This is a genomic window from Cyanobium sp. LEGE 06113, assembly GCF_015207615.1.
In genome coordinates this window covers 41563-62082 of the sequence record NZ_JADEWM010000009.1, presented here as the reverse complement: position 1 = coordinate 62082, position 20520 = coordinate 41563, and the positions used below count along the sequence as shown (strand labels likewise).

Sequence of the window (20520 nt, the reverse complement as noted above, 5' to 3'; positions counted from 1 at the left end):
TCCTCGGTTCGGCTCAGTGTCTCAGTTCATCGGCGGCGGTTTGGTTCGTGCCTGGCATCCGGGCTGGTTGGTAACCTCGAGACTCAGCCCAGCAGCATCCGAGCCCGGCAGGCGGCACTGAACTGGCCGATGGCGGGATCCAGCACCGCCGTGATCGGCATGTTGGCCAGAACCCGCCCCAACCGCCCCTTGGCCAGGAAGGCCTCGCGGAAGGTGTTGCCCCGCAGGGGCTCCAGCAACTTGGCGGCGGTGCCCCCCGCCAGCCAGATGCCACCCCGGCTGAGGCTGGTGAGGGCCAGGTCGCCGCAGACACTGCCGTAGGCGCCCAGCCACACCTCCAGGGCCGCTGTCGCCAGGGGATCGCCCTCGGCTGCTGCCGCGGTGGTGGCGGCGGGCAGCTCATCTGGCTGTGTGGCCGCCAGGCTCTGGAGGGGATGGGCGCCGCCCGGGTCCTGGGAGTCCAGCAGCCAGCGGGTCACATGGCCCAGCCCGGTGCCGCTCACCACCCGCTCGATCGAGAGGCGCTCGAGGTCCAGGCTGGCCAGCAGCCACTGCTTGAGCGCCCACTCCTGGGCGCTGCGCGGCGCGAACTCGCCATGGGCTGCCTCGCTGGCCAGGGCAGTGAGCTCCGCTCCATCCCGCGCCGGCAGCCCGATCGCCACCCCCAGGCCGGTGCCCGCACCCAGCACCAGCAGCGGCTCGGCGGCCACGGCCTGCCCCGCCACCACCGGAGCCTGCTGGTGGGGCTCCAGATGCGGCAGACCGTAGACCAGCACGGCGAAGTCGTTCACCAGGTTCACCCGCTCGATGCCGGTGTCCCGGCTGAGTTCCGCCTCGCTGAGCTGCCACGGCAGGTTGGTGAGATGGGCCTCCCCGCCCTGCACCGGCCCGGCCACGGCGAAACAGGCCGCGGCAGGAGGGGAGTCGCTGCCCAGGAAGGCCTGCACCATCGGGGCGAGATCGGGCCACTCGGCCGAGGGGTAGCGCTCACTGCGCAGCAGCTCCAATCGGGGGCCGCACAGGGCATACAGGGCCAGCAGGGTCTTGGTGCCGCCGATGTCGCCCGCCAGCACCGTGAGGCATTGCGTCGCGTCGGCCATGGTCAGCGGGGTGTCCCGTCGCCGCCGGCTGCCTGGGCTGCGGCCTCCAGAGCGTCCACTTCCAGAGCGAGACCTGCCCCCCGCTGCTGGTTGGCCTGGCGGGCTGCCGCCAGCACATCGCCGGCCGCCAGCGTGCCCAGATCGCCGTCGCGGCGGCTGCGCAGGCTGATGGTACCCGCTTCCACCTCCTTGGCGCCGATCACCCCCAGCACGGGGATCTTCATCTGCTCGCCCGTGCGGATCAGCTTGTTGAGCCTGTCGCCGGAGCCATCCACGCTGCAGCGGATGCCCGCCCGGCGGAACTGCTCGCTGAGCGAGGCCGCGTAGGGGCGTACCTCGTCGGTGACGGGCAGCAGCCGGATCTGTTCCGGTGCCAGCCAGAAGGGGAAATCGCCGGCGTAGTTCTCGGTCATGATCCCGAAGAACCGCTCCAGCGATCCGAAGATGGCGCGGTGAATCATGATCGGCCGCTGGCGGCTGCCGTCGGCGGCCACGTAGTGCAGATCAAAACGTTCCGGCAGGTTGAAGTCGAGCTGGATGGTGGAGCACTGCCACATCCTTCCGATCGCATCTTCGATCTTGAGGTCGATCTTGGGGCCGTAGAAGGCACCGCCGCCCTCATCCACCTTGTAGTTCCAGCCCTTGCGCTCCAGGGCCTCCACCAGGCCCTGGGTGGCGAGCTCCCAAACGGCGCTCTCACCGATCGACTTGGCGGGCCGGGTGGAGAGGTTGATCTCGTAGCTGCGGAAGTCGAAGGTGGAGAGGATCTGCTCGGTGAGATCGAGAATGGCCAGGATTTCGTCGCTGATCTGCTCCGGCAGGCAGAACACGTGGGCGTCGTCCTGGGTGAAACCCCGCACCCGCATCAGCCCGTGCATCACCCCGGGCCGCTCGTAGCGGTACACCGTGCCGAGCTCGGCCCAGCGGATCGGCAGCTCCCGGTAGCTGCGCAGGGTGCTGGCATAGGTGAGCACGTGGAAGGGGCAGTTCATCGGCTTGAGCTGGTACTGCCGCTCATCCACCTGCATGGGCCCGAACATGCTCTCGCTGTAGAAGTCGAGGTGGCCGGAGGTCTTCCACAGGCCCAGATCGGCCACGTGGGGGGTGTAAAGCAGCTCGTAGCCGGCCGCGAAGTGGGCCTCGCGCCAGAAGTTCTCGATCTCGAGGCGCATGCGGGCACCGCGGGGATGCCAGAACACCAGGCCGGCGCCGGCTTCGTCCTCGATCGAGAACAGGTGCAGGTCGGTGCCGAGGCGGCGGTGGTCCCGGCGCAGGGCCTCGGCCTTGCGGCGCTTGTGCTCGGCCAGCTGCTCGGGGGTTTCCCAGGCGGTGCCGTAGATGCGCTGCAGCTGGGCCTTGGTCTCGTCGCCGCGCCAGTAGGCCCCGGCCACGCTCTCCAGCTCGAAGGCCTTGGGGTTGAGCTCGCTGGTGTTGGCCACGTGGGGCCCGGCGCAGAGGTCCCACCACTCCTCGCCGAGGGTATAGAGGCTGATCGGCTCCTCGATCGAGGCCAGGATCTCCAGCTTGTAGGGCTCGTTCTGGGCCCGGATGCGCGCCTCGGCCTCGGCGCGGCTCACCTCAAGCCGCTGCAGCGGCAAGCGGCGGCCGATGATCTTGCCCATCTCCTTTTTGATCGCCTTGAGATCGGCCTCGGTGAAGGGTTCCGGGTGGTCGAAGTCGTAGTAGAAGCCGCTCTCGGTCCAGGGGCCGATCGTGACCTGGGCCTTGGGGAACAGCCGCTGCACGGCCATGGCCAGCACATGGCTCATCGAGTGGCGGATGCGCAGCAGTTGCTCGCTCTCGCTGGTCCTGGGCAGGGCCACCGGCTCGGCTGTTCCCTGCTGCTGCCTGGCCACTGCCTCCGGGTGGGGACGGGACGGGGGCGCGGAAGCGGGCACGGGCGGGAGCTGTCAACGGCGAAGGCCGATCCTACGCAGCCCTTCTAGGCTGGGCCCCATGACAGCCTCCCCACCTCCCCAGGAGCCTGCGGCCGATCTGCTGGAGCACCTGCTGGGCTCCCTGCTCGCCGATTTCGGGGTCTGGTTCAGCCGCGGCGAGCTGCTGCTTGACCTCTGCCCCGACCGGGTGATGGCCGAGCCCGAGCGGCTGCAGTTGCGCCAGCGGCTGGACGAGGCCCGCCGCGAGCTGGCCGCCGCCGCCAGCCTGCGCCGGGCGGCTCCGGTGCCGATGGCCCTCGGGCTCGACGCCATGGCCCCCTGGCACCAGCTGGTGCTGCGGGTCTGGTCCCTCTCGGCCAGCCTGCGGCGCAGTGGCGTGGCCCTGCCGCCGATGGACTGGCCCGAACCCCCCGCCATGCCCGCTCTGCTGCCGCCCCCCGAGGCGTCCGCCTGATGGCTCTCACCCAGCCGCGCCACCTCGGGGTGGCCTACCTGCTCTGGGCGCTGGGACTGGTGGGCGTGTGCGGCATCCAGCGCTTCTACAGCCGCCGGCCGATCAGCGGCACCCTCTACCTGTTCACGTTCGGGCTCTGCTTCATCGGCCAGCTGGTGGATCTGTGGCTGCTACCGGATGTGGTGGAGCAGGCCAACGCCGTGTACCTGCTGCGGTCCAGGGGCGCCTCCCTCGAGCGCCAGTTGCTTGAGTTGGCCCGCCGGAACGGTTCTGCCGGCTTCACTCTCAACGATGCCCTGCTGGCCCTCGAGGGGCAGCCTGGGGTCGGCAGTGAGCAGCTGCGCAGCGAGATCGAGCGGCTGCTCCACGGGCATCTTCTGGATGTGGGCAACGACGAGCGCGGCCGGGTGATCTACCGCGAGCCCTAGGCCGGGTTGGCGTTCTCGCTGGAGTCACTGCTGCTGCCCTTGCGCCGGGCCTCGCCCAGGGCAGCCTGGTAGAAGCGGGTGAGCTCCTGGCGGCTCTTCACCGGCTGGCCGTAGTAGCTGCCGCCATGGCGGTAGGGGATCGAGGCCCACTCGGGCGCCAGCCGCGCCATCACCTCGCTGTCGAGGCCCTGGCGGTCGAAGCGGGTCAGGGCGCGGCGGCGCTGGATCAGGTAGAGGGCGGCCTGGTCCTGGTTGTGGGGCTCGAAGCTGCGCAGCCCCAGTCGGCGCGACACCTCGTGCCAGGTGCTGGGTAGAAACTGGTAGGCGCCTGCGGCGGCACTGGTGTACATCCGCCGCACGCTGATTTCGGGGTGGCGTTGAAAGCCTGGAAGAGTTGTCCGCCATACAGAACCCGGTAGCCCTCGGCGCGCCCCCCCTTCCAGGTGCCCTCGGCATAGCGGATGGTGTTGAGCAGGGCCCGCCGCTCCGGCGTGACCGTGAAGGGGCCGTTGGCGGTGCGCACGGCCACCTTTGTGGCGGCAGGCAGCTGGGGGCTCGGGGCCGCCAGCCGTGCAGGGCCTCCAGGCAGCTCGGCCGAGGAGGCCAGGGTGGTGGGCACCGTGGCGGCCAGACACAGGGCGACGGCCAGGGGCCTGCGGGAGAGCTTCTGGAACAAGGGGGTGGTCAGGCAGGGCTTGGGCGAGTCGCCATACCTTGCTGATCAGGGGGTGTTTCCAGCGACCCCACCCGCTGGGGGGTAGACAGGGGCGCCGCCGTGTGCATCCGCTGATGGTGTGACCATGGCGACAGTTCCCAGACCCCTGCCGTGTAAGTGCTTTTACTCAGTTTTGTCGCCAGCGGCGATGGGCTGGCGTGATGCGGTGGCCCATGGCCAGGCATCAGCAGGCCTGATCATTTCTGCAGAGACTGTTAAGACTCAGGCTGCAGGTCTCAGCGCCGCGGCGGCAGGAACCCCAGGCAGTGCTCCACTCGCTGCAGGGTGCTCTCGGCCACGGCGTCTGCCCGGGCCCGGCCGTCGGCGAGCACCTGGTCCAGGGCTGTGGGGTCGGCCCGCCACTGGCGGTAGCGCTCCTGCACCGGGCTGAGCGCCCCGATCAGGGCCTCGGTGAGCAGGGGCTTGAAGCGCCCCCAGCCCATCTCGGCGCATTCCAGGGCAGCGGCGTCGCGGCTCTGGTCGCTGAGCAGGGCATAGAGGCCCAGCAGGTTGTCGGCTTCGGGACGCTCCGGGTTGCCGAATTCCAGCCCCAGGGTGGGATCGGTCTTGGCGCGCTTGATCTTGCGGCTGATCAGCTCCGGCGGATCCAGCAGGGCGATGCGGGAGCCCTCGTTGGGATCGCTCTTGCTCATCTTGCTGCTTCCGTCGCTGAGGCTCATCACCCGGGCCCCCTCAGGCAGGATCAGGGGTTCGGGCACCTTCAACACCGGCTGACGCTCCCCGTCGGGCCCCGGGGGGCCAAAGCGGGCGTTGATGCGCTGCTGGGCAATGTCGCGGGCCAGCTCCAGGTGCTGCTTCTGGTCTTCGCCCACGGGCACCAGATCGGCGTCATAGAGAAGGATGTCAGCCGCCATCAGCACCGGGTAGTCGAGCAGCCCAGCCGACACCTGGTCGCCCTGCTTCACGGCCTTTTCCTTGAACTGGATCATCCTCTCCAGCCAGTTGAGCGGCGTCACGCAGTTCAGCAGCCAGCAGAGGGCGCTGTGGGCGCGCACATGGCTCTGCACGAACACGGTCGAGCGGGCCGGGTCGATGCCGCAGGCCAGATAGAGGGCGGCGGTGCTCAGGGTGGCCTCCGCCAGGGCGGCGGGATCGTGGGGCACCGTGATCGCGTGCAGGTCCACGACACAGAAGAAGGTGTCGTGGCTCTCCTGCAGGTCGACCCAGTTGCGGATGGCGCCGAGCCAGTTGCCGAGGTGCAGGCCCCCGGTGGGCTGAACGCCGGAGAGCACCCGGGGCCGTGCCATCGCGCTCAGCCCCCCTGGGCGCTGGGCTCTTCAGCCTCTGCCGCAGCGCTGGAAGCCTCTGCTGCGGTTGCGGGATCGGCCGGATTGCTGCTGTCGGTGTCGGCCGTGTCGGCGCTGACGGGTTCTGGAGCGGGCTCGGCGGCCACTGGGCTGGGTTTGGGCTTGCTCGGCCGCGCGAAGGGATCGACGCGGTCCTGCCGCTCGGGCCTGGGCCCGCGACCCTCGGAGCCGGGGCGACGGCCAGCGGCGGGCTGGTTGCGCATCTCATTCACCAGGGCGTCGAGTTTGCCTTCCTCGAGCAGCTGGGCCACGGTGCGCAGGCAGAAGCCGAGCACGGCCACGGTTGAGCGCAGGCGGAAGGCCTCCTGCACGGCCCGGGCCGCGCGCATTTCGTTGTCGCTCAGGCGGATCCGGAACCCTCCCGGCTCACGGTTGCCGCCGGGTCTGCCACCCTGGGGCAGGGCCGTGCTCGTCTCGTCAGCCATGAAGGCCATCTAAGCAGTCAGGCGCAAGTGTGCCGCATCGACGGGCGCGGAGGTTTCAGCCACAGGAGCCGATGCGACTCGGGGCTGTAGGGCCGTGCCAGCTGCAGCAGCGGCAGCGATCGCGGCGCGCTGCGCTCCATCTGCTGGCGGTAGCGGGCCAGCAGAGCCTGGTAGGTGGCGAGGGTCCAGCCAGGGCTCCTGGTCTGCTGCTGCCAGTAGGTGCGCAGGGCCTGCTGGCAGGCCAGCTGGCCGAACTCCTCCCAGCAGTGCAGCTCCGCCAGCCATGGGTCTTCCCCGGCCTGCAGCCGTTCGCGGTAACGGCTGAGCTCCGGCGCCTCAGCGCTGCAGTCGGGCGGCCACTGCCGGGCCAGCTGGCCCACGGGCACCGCCCGCAGGCGCAGCCAGCAGCGTTCATGCACCACCACGGGCAGGTCGCCGCTCCAGCCGCCGGCCCTGGCCAGGTCGGCCTGCCAGGCCAGCAGCTGGCGATGCTGGCTCGGCGTGAACGCCTCAGCCCGATGGCCTGTCATGGCCTCGGGTCCGCTGTCGGCGCTGCCCCTGCCACTGGATGGACCTGCCATGGCTGCCAAGCTATTGGTGACGGGTGAGGCGTGACGCCGTGAGGTGAGCTAAACAGATGCAGCTCCGCTGGTCACCCGTTGACGTCGCCCCTGCTGTCCGAGCTTCCTCACACAGCGGCCGCGAACCGGGCAGCCCAGAGCAGCTGGCCGCCTGCGACCCTGCTGTCGAGCTTGGGGCGCCGCTGGTGGCCGCTGGGCGCCGCCGTCGTGACGGGGGGCGTGGTGCTGGATGGGGTGGCTCACCTCTCCAGCGTTCCTGTGGTTTCCGCCGGCACCGGGGTGGCGGTATTGGCCGCCGGGTGGTGGCTCCTGCGCCGGCCCGCCCCTCTGGCGGTGGTCGATCCCGGCGATGTGGCGGGCTGGCTGAAGCGGCTGGAGGCCATGCAGGAGCAGTTTCGACAGCTGGAGGACCCTGGGGCCCAGCGGTTTCCCTTCAGAACAGAGGCTCCCCAGCTGACTGCGCCTCTGGCGTTGGCTGAGGCGAGCCCCATGCCGTCAACAAGGCCTTCAGCTGATCTGCAGCGTGCTGCCGATCGCCGCGCCCATCGGCGTGCCCTGGCCCTGGACAGCCAGCGGGCCCTGCTTGAGCGTTCCGGTCTCACCCTGGGAGTGGCTGCCACCCTGGAGTGCCCCCAGGAGCGCCAACCCCTGCTGGCCCAGGCCCTGCGCGGCTCCGTGCCCCTGACGCTGCAGTGGTCGCGCCCCCTGCCCAGCTGGAGTGACAGCTGGACCTGGCCTGAGCCCCTGGCATCGGCCGACGCTCTCATCTACTGGCTGCGGATGCCCCTGGGGGCTGCAGACCTGCGCTGGATTGAGGCCCTGCCGCCGGGCCTGCCCACCTGGCTGCTGGTGGAGCACGACGAGGGCTCCGAGCCCGCCGCCCTGGCCGAGGAGCTGAAGGCCCAGCTGCCCCTGGGACCAGCCCACAATCTTCTGTTCTGGTCGCCCCAGGCGACGTCGCTGCAGCGGCTGCTGGCGCCCCTGGCCACCCAGCTCGGACGGCGGGCTGCGGCCCTGCGCCATGACCGCCAGCTGCGGGGGCTGCGCAATCTGCACGACCGCTGGCAGGTGGAGCTGGAAGCGCTGCGGCGCCAGCGCTTCATCAGCTTGCAGCAACGCACCCAGTGGCTGGTGGCCGCTGGCGTGGTGGCGGCACCGCTGCCCTCTCTGGATCTGGTGGTGCTGGCGGTGGCCAACGGCCTGATGCTGCAGGAGATGGCCAGGCTCTGGCAGTGTCCCTGGACGGCGGAGCAGCTGCGCGCGGCCGCGCTCGAGCTCGGCCGCGCCTCCCTGGCCCTGGGGGTGGTGGAGTGGAGCACCCAGATGCTGGCCTCGCTGATCAAGCTGCATGGCGCCACCTGGTTGGTGGGCAGCGCCATTCAGGCCCTCAGCGCCGCTTATCTCACCCGGGTGGTGGGCCGGGCCATGGCCGACATGCTCGCCCTCTCAGCGGGGGTGACGGAGCCGGACCTGCAGCGCATCAAACGGGAAGCGCCGCTGCTGGTCGCCCGGGCGGCCGAGGCGGAAAAACTCGACTGGAGCGGCTTCCTGCAGCAGGGTCAGCAGTGGTGGCGAGCGCGGCAGGCGAGCTCCGCCTCGGCCTGAACCATGTGAAGCCTTTGTTGCAGCCGCAATTAAGTTATACGAAGCATTCCCACGTTTGTTGAGATTCGGGGTTCCTTCAGGGCGTTCTGCGTAGGGTTTTGAAGAGCTTCTGATCAAGAAGCCCGTCCTGTTCCTCCATACCCGACCCTTCGGGGTCCTCCTGCCATGACCACTGCTGTACGCAGCGGCCGCGCAACAAGCTGGGAAAGCTTCTGCCAGTGGATCACCTCCACCAACAACCGCATCTATGTCGGTTGGTTTGGCGTGCTGATGATTCCCTGCCTTCTGGCGGCCACCATCTGCTTCATTGTGGCGTTCATCGCCGCTCCCCCCGTTGACATTGACGGGATCCGTGAGCCCGTAGCCGGCTCCTTCCTGTATGGCAACAACATCATCTCCGGTGCTGTTGTGCCCTCCAGCAATGCCATCGGCCTGCACTTCTATCCCATCTGGGAAGCCGCCAGCCTCGACGAGTGGCTCTACAACGGCGGTCCCTACCAGCTGGTTGTGTTCCACTTCCTGATCGGCATCTCGGCCTACATGGGCCGTCAGTGGGAGCTCAGCTACCGCCTCGGCATGCGGCCCTGGATCTGCGTGGCCTACAGCGCTCCGCTTTCTGCTGCTTTTGCCGTGTTCCTGATCTATCCCTTCGGTCAGGGCTCCTTCTCGGACGCCATGCCCCTTGGCATCAGCGGCACCTTCAACTTCATGCTGGTGTTCCAGGCCGAGCACAACATCCTGATGCACCCGTTCCACATGCTGGGTGTGGCCGGTGTGTTCGGTGGCTCGCTGTTCTCCGCCATGCACGGCTCGCTGGTCACCTCCTCGCTTGTGCGTGAAACCACCGAGAGTGAGAGCCAGAACTACGGCTACAAGTTCGGCCAGGAGGAAGAGACCTACAACATCGTGGCTGCCCACGGTTACTTCGGTCGTCTGATCTTCCAGTACGCCAGCTTCAACAACAGCCGCAGCCTGCACTTCTTCCTGGCGGTGTGGCCGGTGGTGGGCATCTGGTTCACCAGCCTCGGGGTGAGCACGATGGCCTTCAACCTGAACGGCTTCAACTTCAACCAGTCGATCCTGGATGCCCAGGGCAAGGTGGTGCCCACCTGGGCCGATGTGATCACCCGCGCCAACCTGGGCATGGAGGTGATGCACGAGCGCAACGCCCACAACTTCCCCCTGGATCTGGCTGCGGTGGAGTCCATCCCCGTGGCGCTCACGGCTCCGGCGATCGGCTGATCCAGCCACCCTGCTGATCCAGCCCCAGTGCGCCGTCACCAGGTGGCCGCTGTCCCCTCCCCTGCTTCGGCAGGGGTTTTTCATGGGCGTCTGACGTCGCATCCGCCCAAGCACTGACAACCAGGGCCGTCATGTTGCAGAGCGTTGCGCGCTCCGGGGCCACCGCAGGGGCCAGGGCCGTGTTTTGTATCGTCCCTAACGAAAGACCACGCTGGGGCATGGACCCACGACCGGCTCGTGCCTGCGGCCCCCTGAAGGCGTGGAGCGGCTTTGGGCGCCCCCTGGCGGCGACGCTGGCTTCCCTGCTGCTGGCCGCCTGCGACGCCCCCAGCCCCGAAGCGCGCCAGGACCCCGCGGACGACCGCCCGGTGGTGCTCACCACCTTCACGGTGCTGGCGGACATGGCCCGCCAGGTGGCCGGTGATCGCCTGCAGGTGGACTCGATCACCAAGCTGGGCTCGGAGATCCATGGCTACGAACCCACCCCCAGTGACGTCGAGCGCGCCAGCCGGGCCGACCTGATCCTGGAGAACGGCCTCAACCTGGAGCTCTGGTCCCGCAGGTTCACCGCGGCGGCCGGCAACGTGCCCGTGGCCACGCTCACCGAGGGGATCGCACCCCTGCCCATCGCCGAGGATGCCTACGCCGGCAAGCCCAATCCCCACGCCTGGATGTCGCCCCGGAAGGCCAAGCGCTACATCGACAACATCGTGAGCGCCTTCAGCCGGTTGGACCCCGAGGGCGCCGCCAGCTTCCAGGCCAATGGTGAGGCCTACAAGCAACAGCTGGCCCAGCTGGATCAGGAGTTGCGTGCCTCCCTGGCCACGATTCCGGAATCGCGGCGGGTGCTGGCCACCTGCGAGGGCGCGTTCACCTATCTCGCTCACGACTACGGCCTCACTGAGGCCTATCTCTGGCCGGTGAACGCCGAGAGTCAGGTCACCCCCAAGCGGATGGCCCGCCTGATCGACACCGTCCGCGACCGTCAGGTGCCCGCTGTGTTCTGCGAGAGCACCGTGAGCGACGCCTCCCAGCGGGAGGTGGCCAGGGCCGCCGGTGCCACCTTTGGCGGCACCTTCTACGTGGACTCGCTCTCCACACCCGATGGGCCGGCTCCCACCCTGCTCGCCATGCAGCGCCACAATGTGGGTCTGATCCAGCGGGGTCTGGGCACCCCTCAGAGCAACGGAGTGACCCCATGAGGGCAGCCCGACCACCGCTGGGCGCCGAGCGGCTGCGGATCGAGGCCGACCAGGTCTGCGTTGACTACAACGGCACCATGGCCCTGCACGACGCCAGCCTGCGGCTGGAAGCAGGCTGCATCTGCGGCCTGGTGGGCATGAACGGTGCCGGCAAGACCACCCTGTTCAAGGCCTTGATGGGGTTTCTGAGGCCCTCCAGGGGCTACATCCGCATCAATGGTCTGCCGGTGCACCAGGCCCAGCGCCAGCAGGCGGTGGCCTATGTGCCCCAGAGCGATGGCGTCGACTGTGCCTTCCCCGTGTCGGTGTGGGATGTGGTGATGATGGGCCGTTACGGCTCGATGAACCTGCTGCGGCTGGCCCGCGCCTCGGACCGGGCCGCCGTGCGCCATGCCCTGGAGCGCGTCGAGCTGCTGGAGCTGCTCGATCGGCCGATCGGCTCCCTCTCGGGTGGCCAGCGCAAGCGGGCCTTCCTGGCCCGGGCCATTGCCCAGGACGCCTCGGTGCTGCTGCTGGATGAACCCTTCAATGGCGTGGACGTGCGCACGGAGAAGCTGATGGCCGATCTGTTCATGCAGTTCCGCAAGGAGCAGCGCTCGATCCTGATCTCCACCCACGACCTCAGCCACGTGCGCAACTTCTGCGACCGGGTGGTGCTGATCAACAAGACGGTGCTGGCCTACGGCGAGACCTCCGAGGTGTTCACCCCGGAGAACCTCTCGCTCACCTTCGGGGGCCTGCCGCCCAATCTGCTGATGGGCCCCACCCCCTCCCGCGAGAACGAGCGATGACGGCCTCCCTGGCAACGGGCCTGCCGCTCACCTGGCTGCTCGAGCCGATCAGCCATGGCTTCATGGTGCGGGCCCTGCTGGTGAGTGCCCTGGTGGGGGGGGTGTGTGGCCTGCTGTCGTGTTACATGACGCTCAAGGGCTGGGCGCTGATGGGGGATGCCGTGTCCCACGCGGTGATGCCCGGCGTGGTGGTGGCCTACGCCCTGGGCCTGCCGTTCTCGGTGGGGGCCTCGTGTTCGGGGTGGGCTCGGTGGCCGTGATCGGCTTCGTGAAGCAGAAGTCGCGGGTGAAGGAAGACACGGTGATCGGCCTGGTGTTCACGGGCTTCTTTGCCCTGGGCCTGGTGCTGATCTCGAAGATCCGCAGCAACATCGATCTCACCCATATTCTGTTCGGCAATGTGCTTGGCATCTCTGCCGGCGACATCACCGACACCCTGGTGATCTGCGCCATCGTGCTGGCGGTGTTGCTGGTGCTGCGCCGCGATCTGATGCTGTTCTGCTTCGATCCCACCCACGCCCGCTCGATCGGCATCAACACCGGGCTGCTGCATTACCTGCTGCTCTCGGTGTTGTCGCTGGCGGCGGTGGCGGGCCTGCAGACCGTGGGCATCATTCTGGTGGTGGCGATGCTGGTCACCCCCGGGGCCACGGCCTACCTGCTCACTGACCGCTTCGATCGCATGACCCTGCTGGCGGTGGCCAGCAGCGTGTTCTCCAGCGTGGGAGGGGTGTATGTGAGCTACTGGAGCGACAGTTCCACGGCCGGATGCATCGTTCTGGTGCAGACGTTCCTGTTCCTGCTGGCCTTCTTCTTTGCCCCTCGACACGGCATCTTCAGGCAGCAACAGACCTGAGCCAGCCGGTCACGGCAACCCCCTTCGCCCGCGCCAGTGCCACCTCCCCCTGCCGTCCCCCAGCCTCACCCCGCCCGCGGCGATCAGCGCTGGCCCTGGTGGCCCCTGTTGCCGCTCTACCCCTACGGCCGCCGCCGCACCCTGGTGCGGGAGCTGATCCCCGATCAGGTGTGGAGCTTCGAGCAGCTGCAGGGGCTGCTCTACGTGGCCGTGCCGATTCGCATGACGGTGCTGCGGCTGGCCGGCGGGTTGCTGCTCTACGGCGCCCTGCCGCCCACCCGGGAACTGCGCCGGGCCCTGGAGCAGCTGGAGCAGCGCTACGGGCCTGTGCTGAGCATCGTGTTGCCCACCAGTTCAGGGCTGGAGCACAAGCTGCCCCTGCCGGCCCTGGCCCGGGCCTTCCCCGCCGCCCAGGTGTGGATCAGCCCGCGCCAGTGGAGCTTCCCGCTGCCGTTGCCCCTGGGCTGGCTGGGCTTCCCCCGGGAGCGCACGCGGGTGCTGCTGGAGCAGGGGGTGCCCTTCCCCCAGGAGCTCGACTGGGTGGCCCTGGGCCCGCTGGACCTGGGGCTGGGCACGTTCATGGAGGTGGCCTGCCTGCACCGCAGCAGCGGCAGCCTGCTGGTGACCGATGCCCTGGTGGCGATCGGCCCCCAGCCCCCCGCCCTGTTCGAGGCCGACCCCACCCCCCTGCTGTTCCATGCCCGCGACCGCGGCGATGAGCCCCTGCACGACAGCGCCGAGCGGCGCCAGCGGGGCTGGCAGCGGCTGGTGCTGTTTGCCTCCTACCTCAGGCCCGAGCGGCTCCAGGTGCCTGGCCTGCTGGAGCAGCTGCGCTATGCCATGGCCCCGGGGCTGCGGCGGTCAAAGGCCTACTTCGGGCTCTATCCCTTTCAGTGGCTGCCGGGCTGGCAGGAGGAGTTTGCCTCCCTGGTGCCCTCCGGTGGCCTGCAGCTGCAGGTGGCTCCGGTGCTGGAGCGGCTGGTGTTTCCGCGCTGCCGGCCGGCGCTGCTGGCCTGGATCCGCCGCCTGGCCGCCCTGGAGGGGGTGCGCCAGTTGATCCCGGCCCACTACGAGGCACCCGTGCCCTGTGACGGCGCCGGCCTCGAGGCGCTGGCCACGGCCCTGGAGGCCCGTCCCTGGGCTCCGGCTGAATCCAGCTGGACGTTTCTGGCCAGCGTCGATGCGGCCCTGCTGCGCTGGGGCGTGGTTCCCGAGCAACCGGGCTGCTGAAGGACCCGTTGGGCCCCGCGGATGCCTGCTTCAGAGCCTCAGTTCGCCGGGGTCGGCGTCGCAGGAGTCGGAATCGTCGCCATCGCTGGAGAGCAGGCTGGAGTCCAGCTCCATGCGCTGCTCCATCTGGCGCAGGAAATAGCCGGTCATCATGGCCGAGGCCAGCAGGCCGGCCAGGTTGTCGCGGTTGGTCTGGATCTTCACCTCGAAGTGCTCGCCCGGCAGCATGCCGAGCAGACCCTGCACGTTGTGGCGAATGATGTCCTGGATGTCGCCGCTGGCCGAGCGCGCCACCCGCTGCAACACATCCGGAGACTGTTCCTGGAGGTACTGGATCAGCGAATTGCCACTGATGGCTTCATTGTCCGTGGTCAGGAACTCCGGGTTGAACATCTTCCGGTGTGCTCCGCATCACCACGGAACCTTAACCCAGTCCTTGTGACAAGCCGAGATCATCGGCTGTTCGGGAAAACCGAATCGCACCGAAGCGCTGCAGGGGCCAGTAGCGCCACACCGCCGCCCCGACCAGCTGGTCCTCCGGCAGGGGGCCCCAGAGGTGGGAATCGAGGCTGGCGTTGCGGTTGTCCCCCAGCACCAGCAGCTGCTGGGGCGGCACCAGCACGGGTCCGAAGCTGTAGTCCATCGGTTCGGCGGCCCAGTCGGTCTGAACGGCCTCGCCGTTGCGCCAGAGCCTGCCCTGACGCACCTCCACCTGATCCCCAGCCCGGGCCACGACCCGTTTGATCAGGGCGGCCTCCGGGGCATAGCCCGCCGCCACCAGCACGGCGGGGGGGTGGAACACCACCACGGAACCCACGGGCAGGGGCCGGTGCAGGCGGGTGCGCACCTTCTCCACCAGCACCCTGTCGCCTAGCTCCAGGGTGGGCAGCATCGAACCGGAGGGAATCCAGCGCGGCTCCACCACGGCCCAGCGCAGCAGCAAGGCCACGGCGACCCAGAGCAGCAGAGGCAGCAGCTGGCGGCGCAGCCTCTGCTGCGTCGTGGCCGGCGCCAGGCTGGCTTCGGGCTCAGATGGGGAGGGGGACAAGCCGGTGGCAAGGATGGTGCACCCATCCTGCTCCTGAGAGCGTGGACCTGGCTCGCCGCAATCTGGAGGCCTCCGTTCGCCTGCTGCAGGCGCTGATGGCGGCTGGGCTGGAGCTGGTGGTGGTCTGCCCCGGCAGCCGCTCCGGTCCGCTCGCGGTGGCCGCCGGTCTGCTGGAGGGAGAGCGCCTGCGGCTGCGCACCGCGCTGGATGAGCGCTCGGCGGCCTTTTTCGCCCTGGGCCATGGCCGCGCCTCGGGGCACGCCGCCGCCGTGATCACCACCTCCGGCACGGCGGTGGCCAACCTGCTGCCCGCCTGTGTGGAGGCCGATCTCGGCGCGATCCCGCTGCTGCTGATCAGCGCCGACCGTCCGCAGCGGCTCAAGGGCTGTGGTGCCAACCAGGCCGTGAACCAGGAGCAGTTTCTGCTGGCCAGCGTGCGCCTGCTGCTGCAGGGCCACGCCGAGGGGCTGGCGGCGATGGCGGCCGCGGAGCTCGAGCAGCTGGCGGCCCAGGCGCTGGCCGCCACGACGGTCTGCCCGGGGAGGCCTCCCGGGCCGGTGCATCTGAACCTGCCCATCGAGGAACCCCTGCACGGGGATGGGCCGGCCCTGGAGAGCACCAGGGCCTTGGCGGTCCGGCTTGAGGCTGCGCAGCGGGCTCGGGACACGGGCGCCGGGCCCGAGCCTGGCTCAGCCGGGGCCGGGAACCAGACCTGGACCCGGCCCCTGGGCGTTCCAGCGATCGGCAGCGGTGGTCTGGATCCCGACCAGCCCGGGCTGGTGGTGGCCGGCCCCTGGCGGGGTCTGCCCCAGCACGGCCCGGCCTACCGCGAGGCCGTGGCGGCCTGGCAGCGGCGCAGCGGCTGGCCCGTGCTGGCCGATGGCCTCAGCGGCTTGCGGGGTTGGCCTGGCCTGGAGCTGGTGACGGTGGCGGATCTGCTGCCAGACCCCGTGCCTGCCGCCCTGCTGGCCCCCCAGGTGCTGCGGCTCGGTCCCCTGCCGGCGAGTCGGCGGCAGCAGCAGCTGCTGCGTTGCTGTGGCGGCCGGCAGTTGCTGATCACGGAAGGCGAGCCGCGCCACCTCGATCCGCTCGGCACGGCCTCGGGCCAGTGGCCGGCAGGGCTGGCCGCCTGGATCGCCCAGCTGCCCCCTGAGGCGTGCTGCGGAGCCCCGGGGTCCGCCAGCTTGGCCCTTGCCCGCCGCTGGCACGTCCTGGAGCGGCAGCTGCAGGCCGGGCTCGACACGGCCCTGGCCGCACCGGCCTGGGGCGAGCCGGCCCTGGCGCGCCAGCTGAGCCGGCTGTTGCCGCCCTCCCTGCCGCTGGTGATCGCCAACAGCTCCCCCGTGCGCGATTGGGACAGCTTTGCCGCCGCCGCCGCTCCCTTCCGGGAGGTGTATGCCTTCCGGGGCGCCTCCGGCATCGACGGCACCCTGTCGCTGGCCTGCGGCGTGGCGGAGGCCGTTGGCGCGGCGGTGCTGCTCTGTGGCGATCTGGCCCTGCTGCACGACAGCAACGGCTGGCTGTGGCGGCGCCAGCTGGGCGGGCGGCTCACGGTGGTGTTGATCGACAACGGCGGCGGCGGCATCTTCGAGCAGCTGGCGATCCGTCCGCAGCAACCGGCGCCCCTGGATTTCGAGCGGCTGTTCGCCATGCCCCAGGCCGTGGACCCCCTCGCCCTGGCCGCAGCCCACGGCGTGCCCGGCCGGGAGGTGGCCGCCGCCGCCGAGTTGCCCCTCGCCCTGAGCTGGGCCCTGGAGCAACCGCTGGCCCTGCTGCGGCTCTGCAGCGACCGCCGCCGCGACGCCGCCGCGCGGCAGGCCCTGCGCAGAATGGCCTGCGTCCCGGCCCCGCCTCCATGACCGCCGTTCCCGTGAGCTGGCAAGAGGCCGGTCGCTACCAGGACATCCGCTTTGAGCTCTGCGACGAGGGCATCGCCCGCATCAGCATCGACCGGCCCCACAAGCGCAACGCCTTCCGGCCCCTCACCGTGCAGGAGCTCTGCGATGCCTTTGCCAGGGTGCGCGACAACCCCCGCATCGGCGTGGTGCTGTTCACCGGCGCCGGCCCGGCGGCCGATGGGGGCTGGGCCTTCTGCGCCGGCGGCGACCAGAGCGTGCGCGGTGATGGCGGCTACGTGGATGAGCAGGGCCTGCCCCGGCTCAACGTGCTCGACCTGCAGCGGCTGATCCGCAGCCTGCCGAAGGTGGTGATCGCCCTGGTGGCGGGCTACGCCATCGGCGGCGGCCAGGTGCTGCACCTGCTCTGCGACCTCTCGATCGCCGCCGAGAACGCCCGCTTCGGCCAGACCGGCCCGCGGGTGGGCAGCTTTGACGGCGGTTTCGGGGCCTCCTACCTCGCCCGGGTGGTGGGCCAGCGCAAGGCCCGCGAGATCTGGTTCCTGTGCCGCCAGTACGGCGCCGACCAGGCCCTGGCCATGGGGCTGGTGAATGCGGTGGTGCCGTTGGAGCAGCTGGAGGCTGAGGGCCTGGCCTGGGCCCGGGAGGTGCTGCAGCACAGCCCCACCGCCATCCGCTGTCTCAAGGCCGCCTTCAATGCCGAAACCGACGGCATGGCCGGGCTCCAGGAGCTGGCCGGTCAGGCCACCCACCTCTTCTACCGAACCGCCGAGGCCCAGGAGGGGCGTGATGCCTTCCTGGAGAAGCGCCCGCCGGACTTCTCCGGCTCCGCCTGGCTACCGTGAGTTCAAGTCGCCTGCCCAGGCCCTTGCGCCGTCTGGCCCTGTCTGCCCTTGTCGGCGCTCTGCTGGCCTCCCTGCAGCCGGCAGGGGGCATGGCCGCTCAGCAGGCCGCCCAGGCGGTATCTGAGGACTCCGGGCCGCAACGGGAGCTGGTGCTCGATCGGCGCCGGCGCCATGTGCGGGTGATGGCCGGTGGTCGGGAAGTGCGCCGCTTCCCCGTGGCGGTGGGCCGCCCCGGCTGGGAGACGCCGGTGGGCCGCTTTGAGGTGATCGAGCTGGTGAAGGATCCGATCTGGGAGCATCCCGCCACAGGCCAGCGGGTGCCGCCTGGGCCCGCCAATCCCCTGGGCAGCCGTTGGATCGGCTTTCACCGCGACTGCCTGGGCCGCAGCGGCTTCAATGGCCGCCAGTACCTGGTGGTGGAGGGCTGCGTGAGCTCCGGCTTCCACGGCACCCCCAACCGCGACAGTGTCGGCCAGGCCGTCTCCCACGGCTGTGTGCGGCTGCTCGATGAGCATGCCAGGGAGCTCTACGAGCTGGTCAGCCTGGGCACCCCCGTCACCGTGTTGCCCTGACGGGACCCCCCCTAAAGTTGCGCCCTCCCTGGGCCGATCTGCATGCGGGTTCTGTTTGCAGCTGCTGAATGTGCCCCGCTGGTCAAGGTGGGGGGCATGGGGGATGTGGTGGGTTCGCTGCCGCCGGCCCTGGCCGCCCTGGGCCACGACGTGCGGATCATCCTCCCGGGCTATGGCCGCCTGTGGTCGCGCCTGCAGATTGCCGCTGAACCGGTGTGGCGCGGTCACACCATGGGCAACGACTTCGCGGTGTTCGAGGCGCACCATCCCAGCAACGGTCTGCCGCTCTATCTGGTGGGCCACCCGGTGTTCGATGCCGAGCGCATCTACGGCGGCGACGATGAGGACTGGCGCTTCACCTTTTTCGCCAGTGCCACAGCCGAATTCTGCTGGCACCACTGGAAGCCCCAGGTGCTGCACTGCCACGACTGGCACACCGGCATGCTGCCGGTGTGGATGCATCAGGACCCGGAAGTCAGCACGGTGTTCACCATCCACAACCTCCGCTATCAGGGCCCCTGGCGCTGGAAGCTGGACGGCATGACCTGGTGCCCCTGGTACATGCAGGGGGACCACACGATGGCGGCGGCGCTGCTCTATGCCGACCGCGTCAATGCGGTGTCCCCCACCTACGCCAAGGAGATCCGCACGCCGCAGTACGGCGAGGCCTTGGACGGCCTGCTCAATTTCATCAGCGGCAAGCTGCGCGGCATCCTCAACGGCATCGACACCGAGGACTGGAACCCCGCCACCGATCCCACCCTGCCGGCCCGCTTCAGTGCCGCCGACCTGACCCCCCGGGCCGAGAACAAACAGGCCCTGCAGAAACACTTCGGCCTGACGCCGAGTCCGCGCTCCTACCTGATGGGAGTGGTGAGCCGGCTGGTGGACCAGAAGGGGGTGGATCTGCTGCTGCAGGTGGCTGATCGGGTGCTCGCCTACACCGACAGCCAGATCGTGGTGCTGGGCACGGGGGATCGCAACATCGAATCGGGCCTGTGGCAGATGGCGGCCCGCCATCCCGGCCGCTTCTCGGTGTTCCTCACCTACGACGACGCCCTGGCGCGGTTGATCTATGCCGGCACTGATGCCTTCCTGATGCCCAGCCGCTTTGAACCCTGCGGCATCAGCCAGATGCTGGCGATGCGCTACGGCTCGGTGCCCGTGGTGAGGATGGTGGGGGGTCTGGTGGACACCGTGCCCCCCAACGACCCCCTGGCCGGCACGGGAACGGGCTATGGCTTCGACCGCTTCGAGCCGATCGACTTCTACACCGCGATCGTGCGCTCCTGGGAGGCCTACCGGCACCAGGACAGCTGGCAGCAGCTGCAGCGCCGCGGCATGGGCATGGACCTCAGCTGGGCCAGCTCAGCCCTCGCCTACGAGGCCATGTACCGGGACGTGTGTGGCATCAAGGAGCCCACGCCCGAGGCCGCCGAGGTGGAGCGCTTCTCCCAGGGTCAGGATGCCGACCCCAGCCGCAAGGGGCTGGCGGCCCTGCTGCGCCGCCGCTGAGTGAGATCCGCATCTGCTGGGGGCAGTGCCTGTGGCCGGGTCCAGTCCTGAGGGCGACGGCCCCGGCCGCGTTGATGCCGCGTCGGCCCTGCCGGCTCCCTATCTCGACCCGTGGCGGTTGCTGCGCCGCGATCTGCGGGCTGTGGCGGCCAGCACGCGCCTGCGGTTGCAGGAGCTGGCGAGGCTCAATCGGGAGGGTCAGCTGCCGCGCCCGGGCTTCTGGCCCGCCTCCTGGGCGGCCTGGTTCTGGCCCCTGGTGCTGGCGGCGGCCCTGGGCAGCCTGCTGGTCCTGGCTGCTCTCCTGATGCCGGCGCTGCCCTGGTCGCGACCCGCCGCGATCGCCCCGGCCGAGCCCACCGTCGTGGTGGAGGGCCTGGACACTGCTGGGGATGGGGCTGCGTCCCCGGACGGTTCCCCGCAGCCCGAGCCGCTGCCCCCATCCCTCCCCTCCTCTACGTCGCCAGCGCCTTCCGTGCCGCCTCCGGGCGGCCTCAGCCAGTCCCCTGAGCCTGAAGCGCCCGAAAGCGCCCCCCTTGCCGTGGAGGATCCTCTGCTGGAGGCCTTTCAGGCGGCGATCCCGGGGCGGGAGGATCTCGTGCTCAAACTGGAGCCGGCCGTGGCCGCCCGTCTGCCCCTGCTGCAGCTTCTGCTCGGGCCGGCTTGGCCGGAGCTGGCGGCCGCAGAGCAGCAGCAGCTGGCCGATCGCTGGCTGCTGCTGAGCCGGCAGCTGGACTACGACGCCCTGGAGCTGCGGGATCCGGAGGGCCGGCTGCTGGCCCGATCGGCCCGGGTGGGTTCAGGCATGATCCTGCTTTCTGCGCCCTGAGCT

Annotated in this window: 21 protein-coding genes and 1 pseudogene; 14 read left to right on the top strand and 8 right to left on the bottom strand. The window is 69.8% G+C overall.

Annotation, left to right across the window (positions count from 1 at the left end):
* Nucleotides 1–83 precede the first annotated feature (83 nt).
* Both IQ220_RS13700 and thrS read right to left on the bottom strand, forming a co-directional pair.
* On the bottom strand, nucleotides 84–1100 hold the full coding sequence (locus tag IQ220_RS13700; protein WP_193915759.1) for a glucokinase: 1017 nt from the start codon (nucleotides 1098–1100) through the stop codon (nucleotides 84–86).
* A gap of 2 nt (nucleotides 1101–1102) precedes the next feature.
* A complete protein-coding gene (gene thrS, locus IQ220_RS13695; RefSeq protein ID WP_370566490.1) occupies nucleotides 1103–2869 on the bottom strand; it encodes a threonine--tRNA ligase in 1767 nt (588 codons plus the stop codon).
* 187 nt (nucleotides 2870–3056) lie between these two features.
* On the opposite strand from thrS, the gene IQ220_RS13690 reads away from it, so the two are divergent.
* The gene (locus IQ220_RS13690; RefSeq protein WP_186696529.1) at nucleotides 3057–3452 is read left to right on the top strand and encodes a DUF2605 family protein; all 396 of its coding nucleotides are present in this window, start codon (nucleotides 3057–3059) and stop codon (nucleotides 3450–3452) included.
* On the top strand, nucleotides 3452–3880 hold the full coding sequence (locus IQ220_RS13685; RefSeq protein ID WP_193915755.1) for a TM2 domain-containing protein: 429 nt from the start codon (nucleotides 3452–3454) through the stop codon (nucleotides 3878–3880). The genes IQ220_RS13690 and IQ220_RS13685 overlap by 1 nt, the downstream gene beginning before the upstream one ends.
* Here the strand turns inward: IQ220_RS13685 and IQ220_RS16590 are convergent.
* Nucleotides 3877–4230, bottom strand: a complete 354-nt coding sequence (locus IQ220_RS16590) for a hypothetical protein (protein ID WP_370566484.1) — start codon at nucleotides 4228–4230, stop codon at nucleotides 3877–3879. The two genes, IQ220_RS13685 and IQ220_RS16590, sit on opposite strands and share 4 nt — an antisense overlap.
* A 117-nt stretch (nucleotides 4231–4347) precedes the next feature.
* Between IQ220_RS16590 and IQ220_RS15865 the strand changes: the two genes are divergently transcribed.
* The gene (locus IQ220_RS15865; RefSeq protein WP_228009247.1) at nucleotides 4348–4641 is read left to right on the top strand and encodes a hypothetical protein; all 294 of its coding nucleotides are present in this window, start codon (nucleotides 4348–4350) and stop codon (nucleotides 4639–4641) included.
* A gap of 190 nt (nucleotides 4642–4831) precedes the next feature.
* Here the strand turns inward: IQ220_RS15865 and trpS are convergent, their stop codons facing one another.
* Genes trpS through IQ220_RS13665 form a run of 3 tightly spaced genes read right to left on the bottom strand, consistent with a single transcriptional unit; the run spans nucleotide 4832 to nucleotide 6929 of the window.
* Nucleotides 4832–5863, bottom strand: a complete 1032-nt coding sequence (gene trpS / locus IQ220_RS13675) for a tryptophan--tRNA ligase (RefSeq protein WP_186696527.1) — start codon at nucleotides 5861–5863, stop codon at nucleotides 4832–4834.
* A 5-nt stretch (nucleotides 5864–5868) separates the two neighbouring features.
* Nucleotides 5869–6348, bottom strand: coding sequence for a hypothetical protein (locus IQ220_RS13670; RefSeq protein WP_186696526.1), 480 nt, complete (start codon nucleotides 6346–6348; stop codon nucleotides 5869–5871).
* Nucleotides 6349–6365: 17 nt separating this feature from the next.
* Nucleotides 6366–6929, bottom strand: coding sequence for a hypothetical protein (locus IQ220_RS13665; RefSeq protein ID WP_193915752.1), 564 nt, complete (start codon nucleotides 6927–6929; stop codon nucleotides 6366–6368).
* Between the two features lie 171 nt (nucleotides 6930–7100).
* On the opposite strand from IQ220_RS13665, the gene IQ220_RS13660 reads away from it, so the two are divergent.
* From IQ220_RS13660 to IQ220_RS13635, 6 genes and pseudogenes are all read left to right on the top strand, one after another.
* Complete coding sequence (locus IQ220_RS13660; RefSeq protein ID WP_228009232.1) at nucleotides 7101–8534, top strand: YcjF family protein; 1434 nt, start codon at nucleotides 7101–7103, stop codon at nucleotides 8532–8534.
* 165 nt (nucleotides 8535–8699) lie between these two features.
* Nucleotides 8700–9776 (top strand): photosystem II q(b) protein, encoded by a 1077-nt coding sequence (gene psbA / locus IQ220_RS13655; RefSeq protein WP_186696524.1) that lies wholly within the window; start codon nucleotides 8700–8702, stop codon nucleotides 9774–9776.
* Nucleotides 9777–9994: 218 nt separating this feature from the next.
* Nucleotides 9995–10978, top strand: coding sequence for a metal ABC transporter substrate-binding protein (locus IQ220_RS13650; protein WP_193915749.1), 984 nt, complete (start codon nucleotides 9995–9997; stop codon nucleotides 10976–10978).
* Nucleotides 10975–11769, top strand: a complete 795-nt coding sequence (locus IQ220_RS13645) for a metal ABC transporter ATP-binding protein (protein ID WP_193915746.1) — start codon at nucleotides 10975–10977, stop codon at nucleotides 11767–11769. Before IQ220_RS13650 ends, IQ220_RS13645 begins: the two co-directional genes overlap by 4 nt.
* Nucleotides 11766–12625: pseudogene (locus tag IQ220_RS13640) on the top strand (metal ABC transporter permease). Before IQ220_RS13645 ends, IQ220_RS13640 begins: the two are co-directional and overlap by 4 nt.
* A 36-nt stretch (nucleotides 12626–12661) precedes the next feature.
* Complete coding sequence (locus IQ220_RS13635) at nucleotides 12662–13855, top strand: DUF4336 domain-containing protein (RefSeq protein ID WP_193915743.1); 1194 nt, start codon at nucleotides 12662–12664, stop codon at nucleotides 13853–13855.
* 30 nt (nucleotides 13856–13885) lie between these two features.
* Here IQ220_RS13635 and IQ220_RS13630 read toward each other — a convergent pair whose 3' ends face one another.
* Both IQ220_RS13630 and lepB read right to left on the bottom strand, forming a co-directional pair.
* Nucleotides 13886–14248 carry a DUF760 domain-containing protein gene (locus IQ220_RS13630; RefSeq protein ID WP_186696519.1) on the bottom strand — a complete coding sequence of 121 codons (363 nt, stop codon included), beginning with the start codon at nucleotides 14246–14248 and terminating at the stop codon, nucleotides 13886–13888.
* Between the two features lie 31 nt (nucleotides 14249–14279).
* Nucleotides 14280–14903: a signal peptidase I gene (lepB, locus tag IQ220_RS13625; protein WP_370561475.1), complete on the bottom strand. Its 624-nt coding sequence runs from the start codon at nucleotides 14901–14903 to the stop codon at nucleotides 14280–14282.
* Nucleotides 14904–14998: 95 nt separating this feature from the next.
* On the opposite strand from lepB, the gene menD reads away from it, so the two are divergent.
* From menD to IQ220_RS13600, 5 genes are all read left to right on the top strand, one after another.
* Nucleotides 14999–16762: a 2-succinyl-5-enolpyruvyl-6-hydroxy-3-cyclohexene-1-carboxylic-acid synthase gene (gene menD, locus IQ220_RS13620; RefSeq protein WP_370566489.1), complete on the top strand. Its 1764-nt coding sequence runs from the start codon at nucleotides 14999–15001 to the stop codon at nucleotides 16760–16762.
* Nucleotides 16759–17604 (top strand): 1,4-dihydroxy-2-naphthoyl-CoA synthase, encoded by an 846-nt coding sequence (gene menB, locus IQ220_RS13615; RefSeq protein ID WP_193915736.1) that lies wholly within the window; start codon nucleotides 16759–16761, stop codon nucleotides 17602–17604. Before menD ends, menB begins: the two co-directional genes overlap by 4 nt.
* Nucleotides 17605–17693: 89 nt before the next feature.
* Nucleotides 17694–18176, top strand: a complete 483-nt coding sequence (locus IQ220_RS13610) for a L,D-transpeptidase (RefSeq protein ID WP_193915845.1) — start codon at nucleotides 17694–17696, stop codon at nucleotides 18174–18176.
* A gap of 42 nt (nucleotides 18177–18218) precedes the next feature.
* The gene (glgA, locus tag IQ220_RS13605) at nucleotides 18219–19691 is read left to right on the top strand and encodes a glycogen synthase GlgA (RefSeq protein WP_186696516.1); all 1473 of its coding nucleotides are present in this window, start codon (nucleotides 18219–18221) and stop codon (nucleotides 19689–19691) included.
* A 31-nt stretch (nucleotides 19692–19722) separates the two neighbouring features.
* Complete coding sequence (locus IQ220_RS13600) at nucleotides 19723–20517, top strand: hypothetical protein (RefSeq protein ID WP_193915733.1); 795 nt, start codon at nucleotides 19723–19725, stop codon at nucleotides 20515–20517.
* Nucleotides 20518–20520 lie beyond the last annotated feature (3 nt).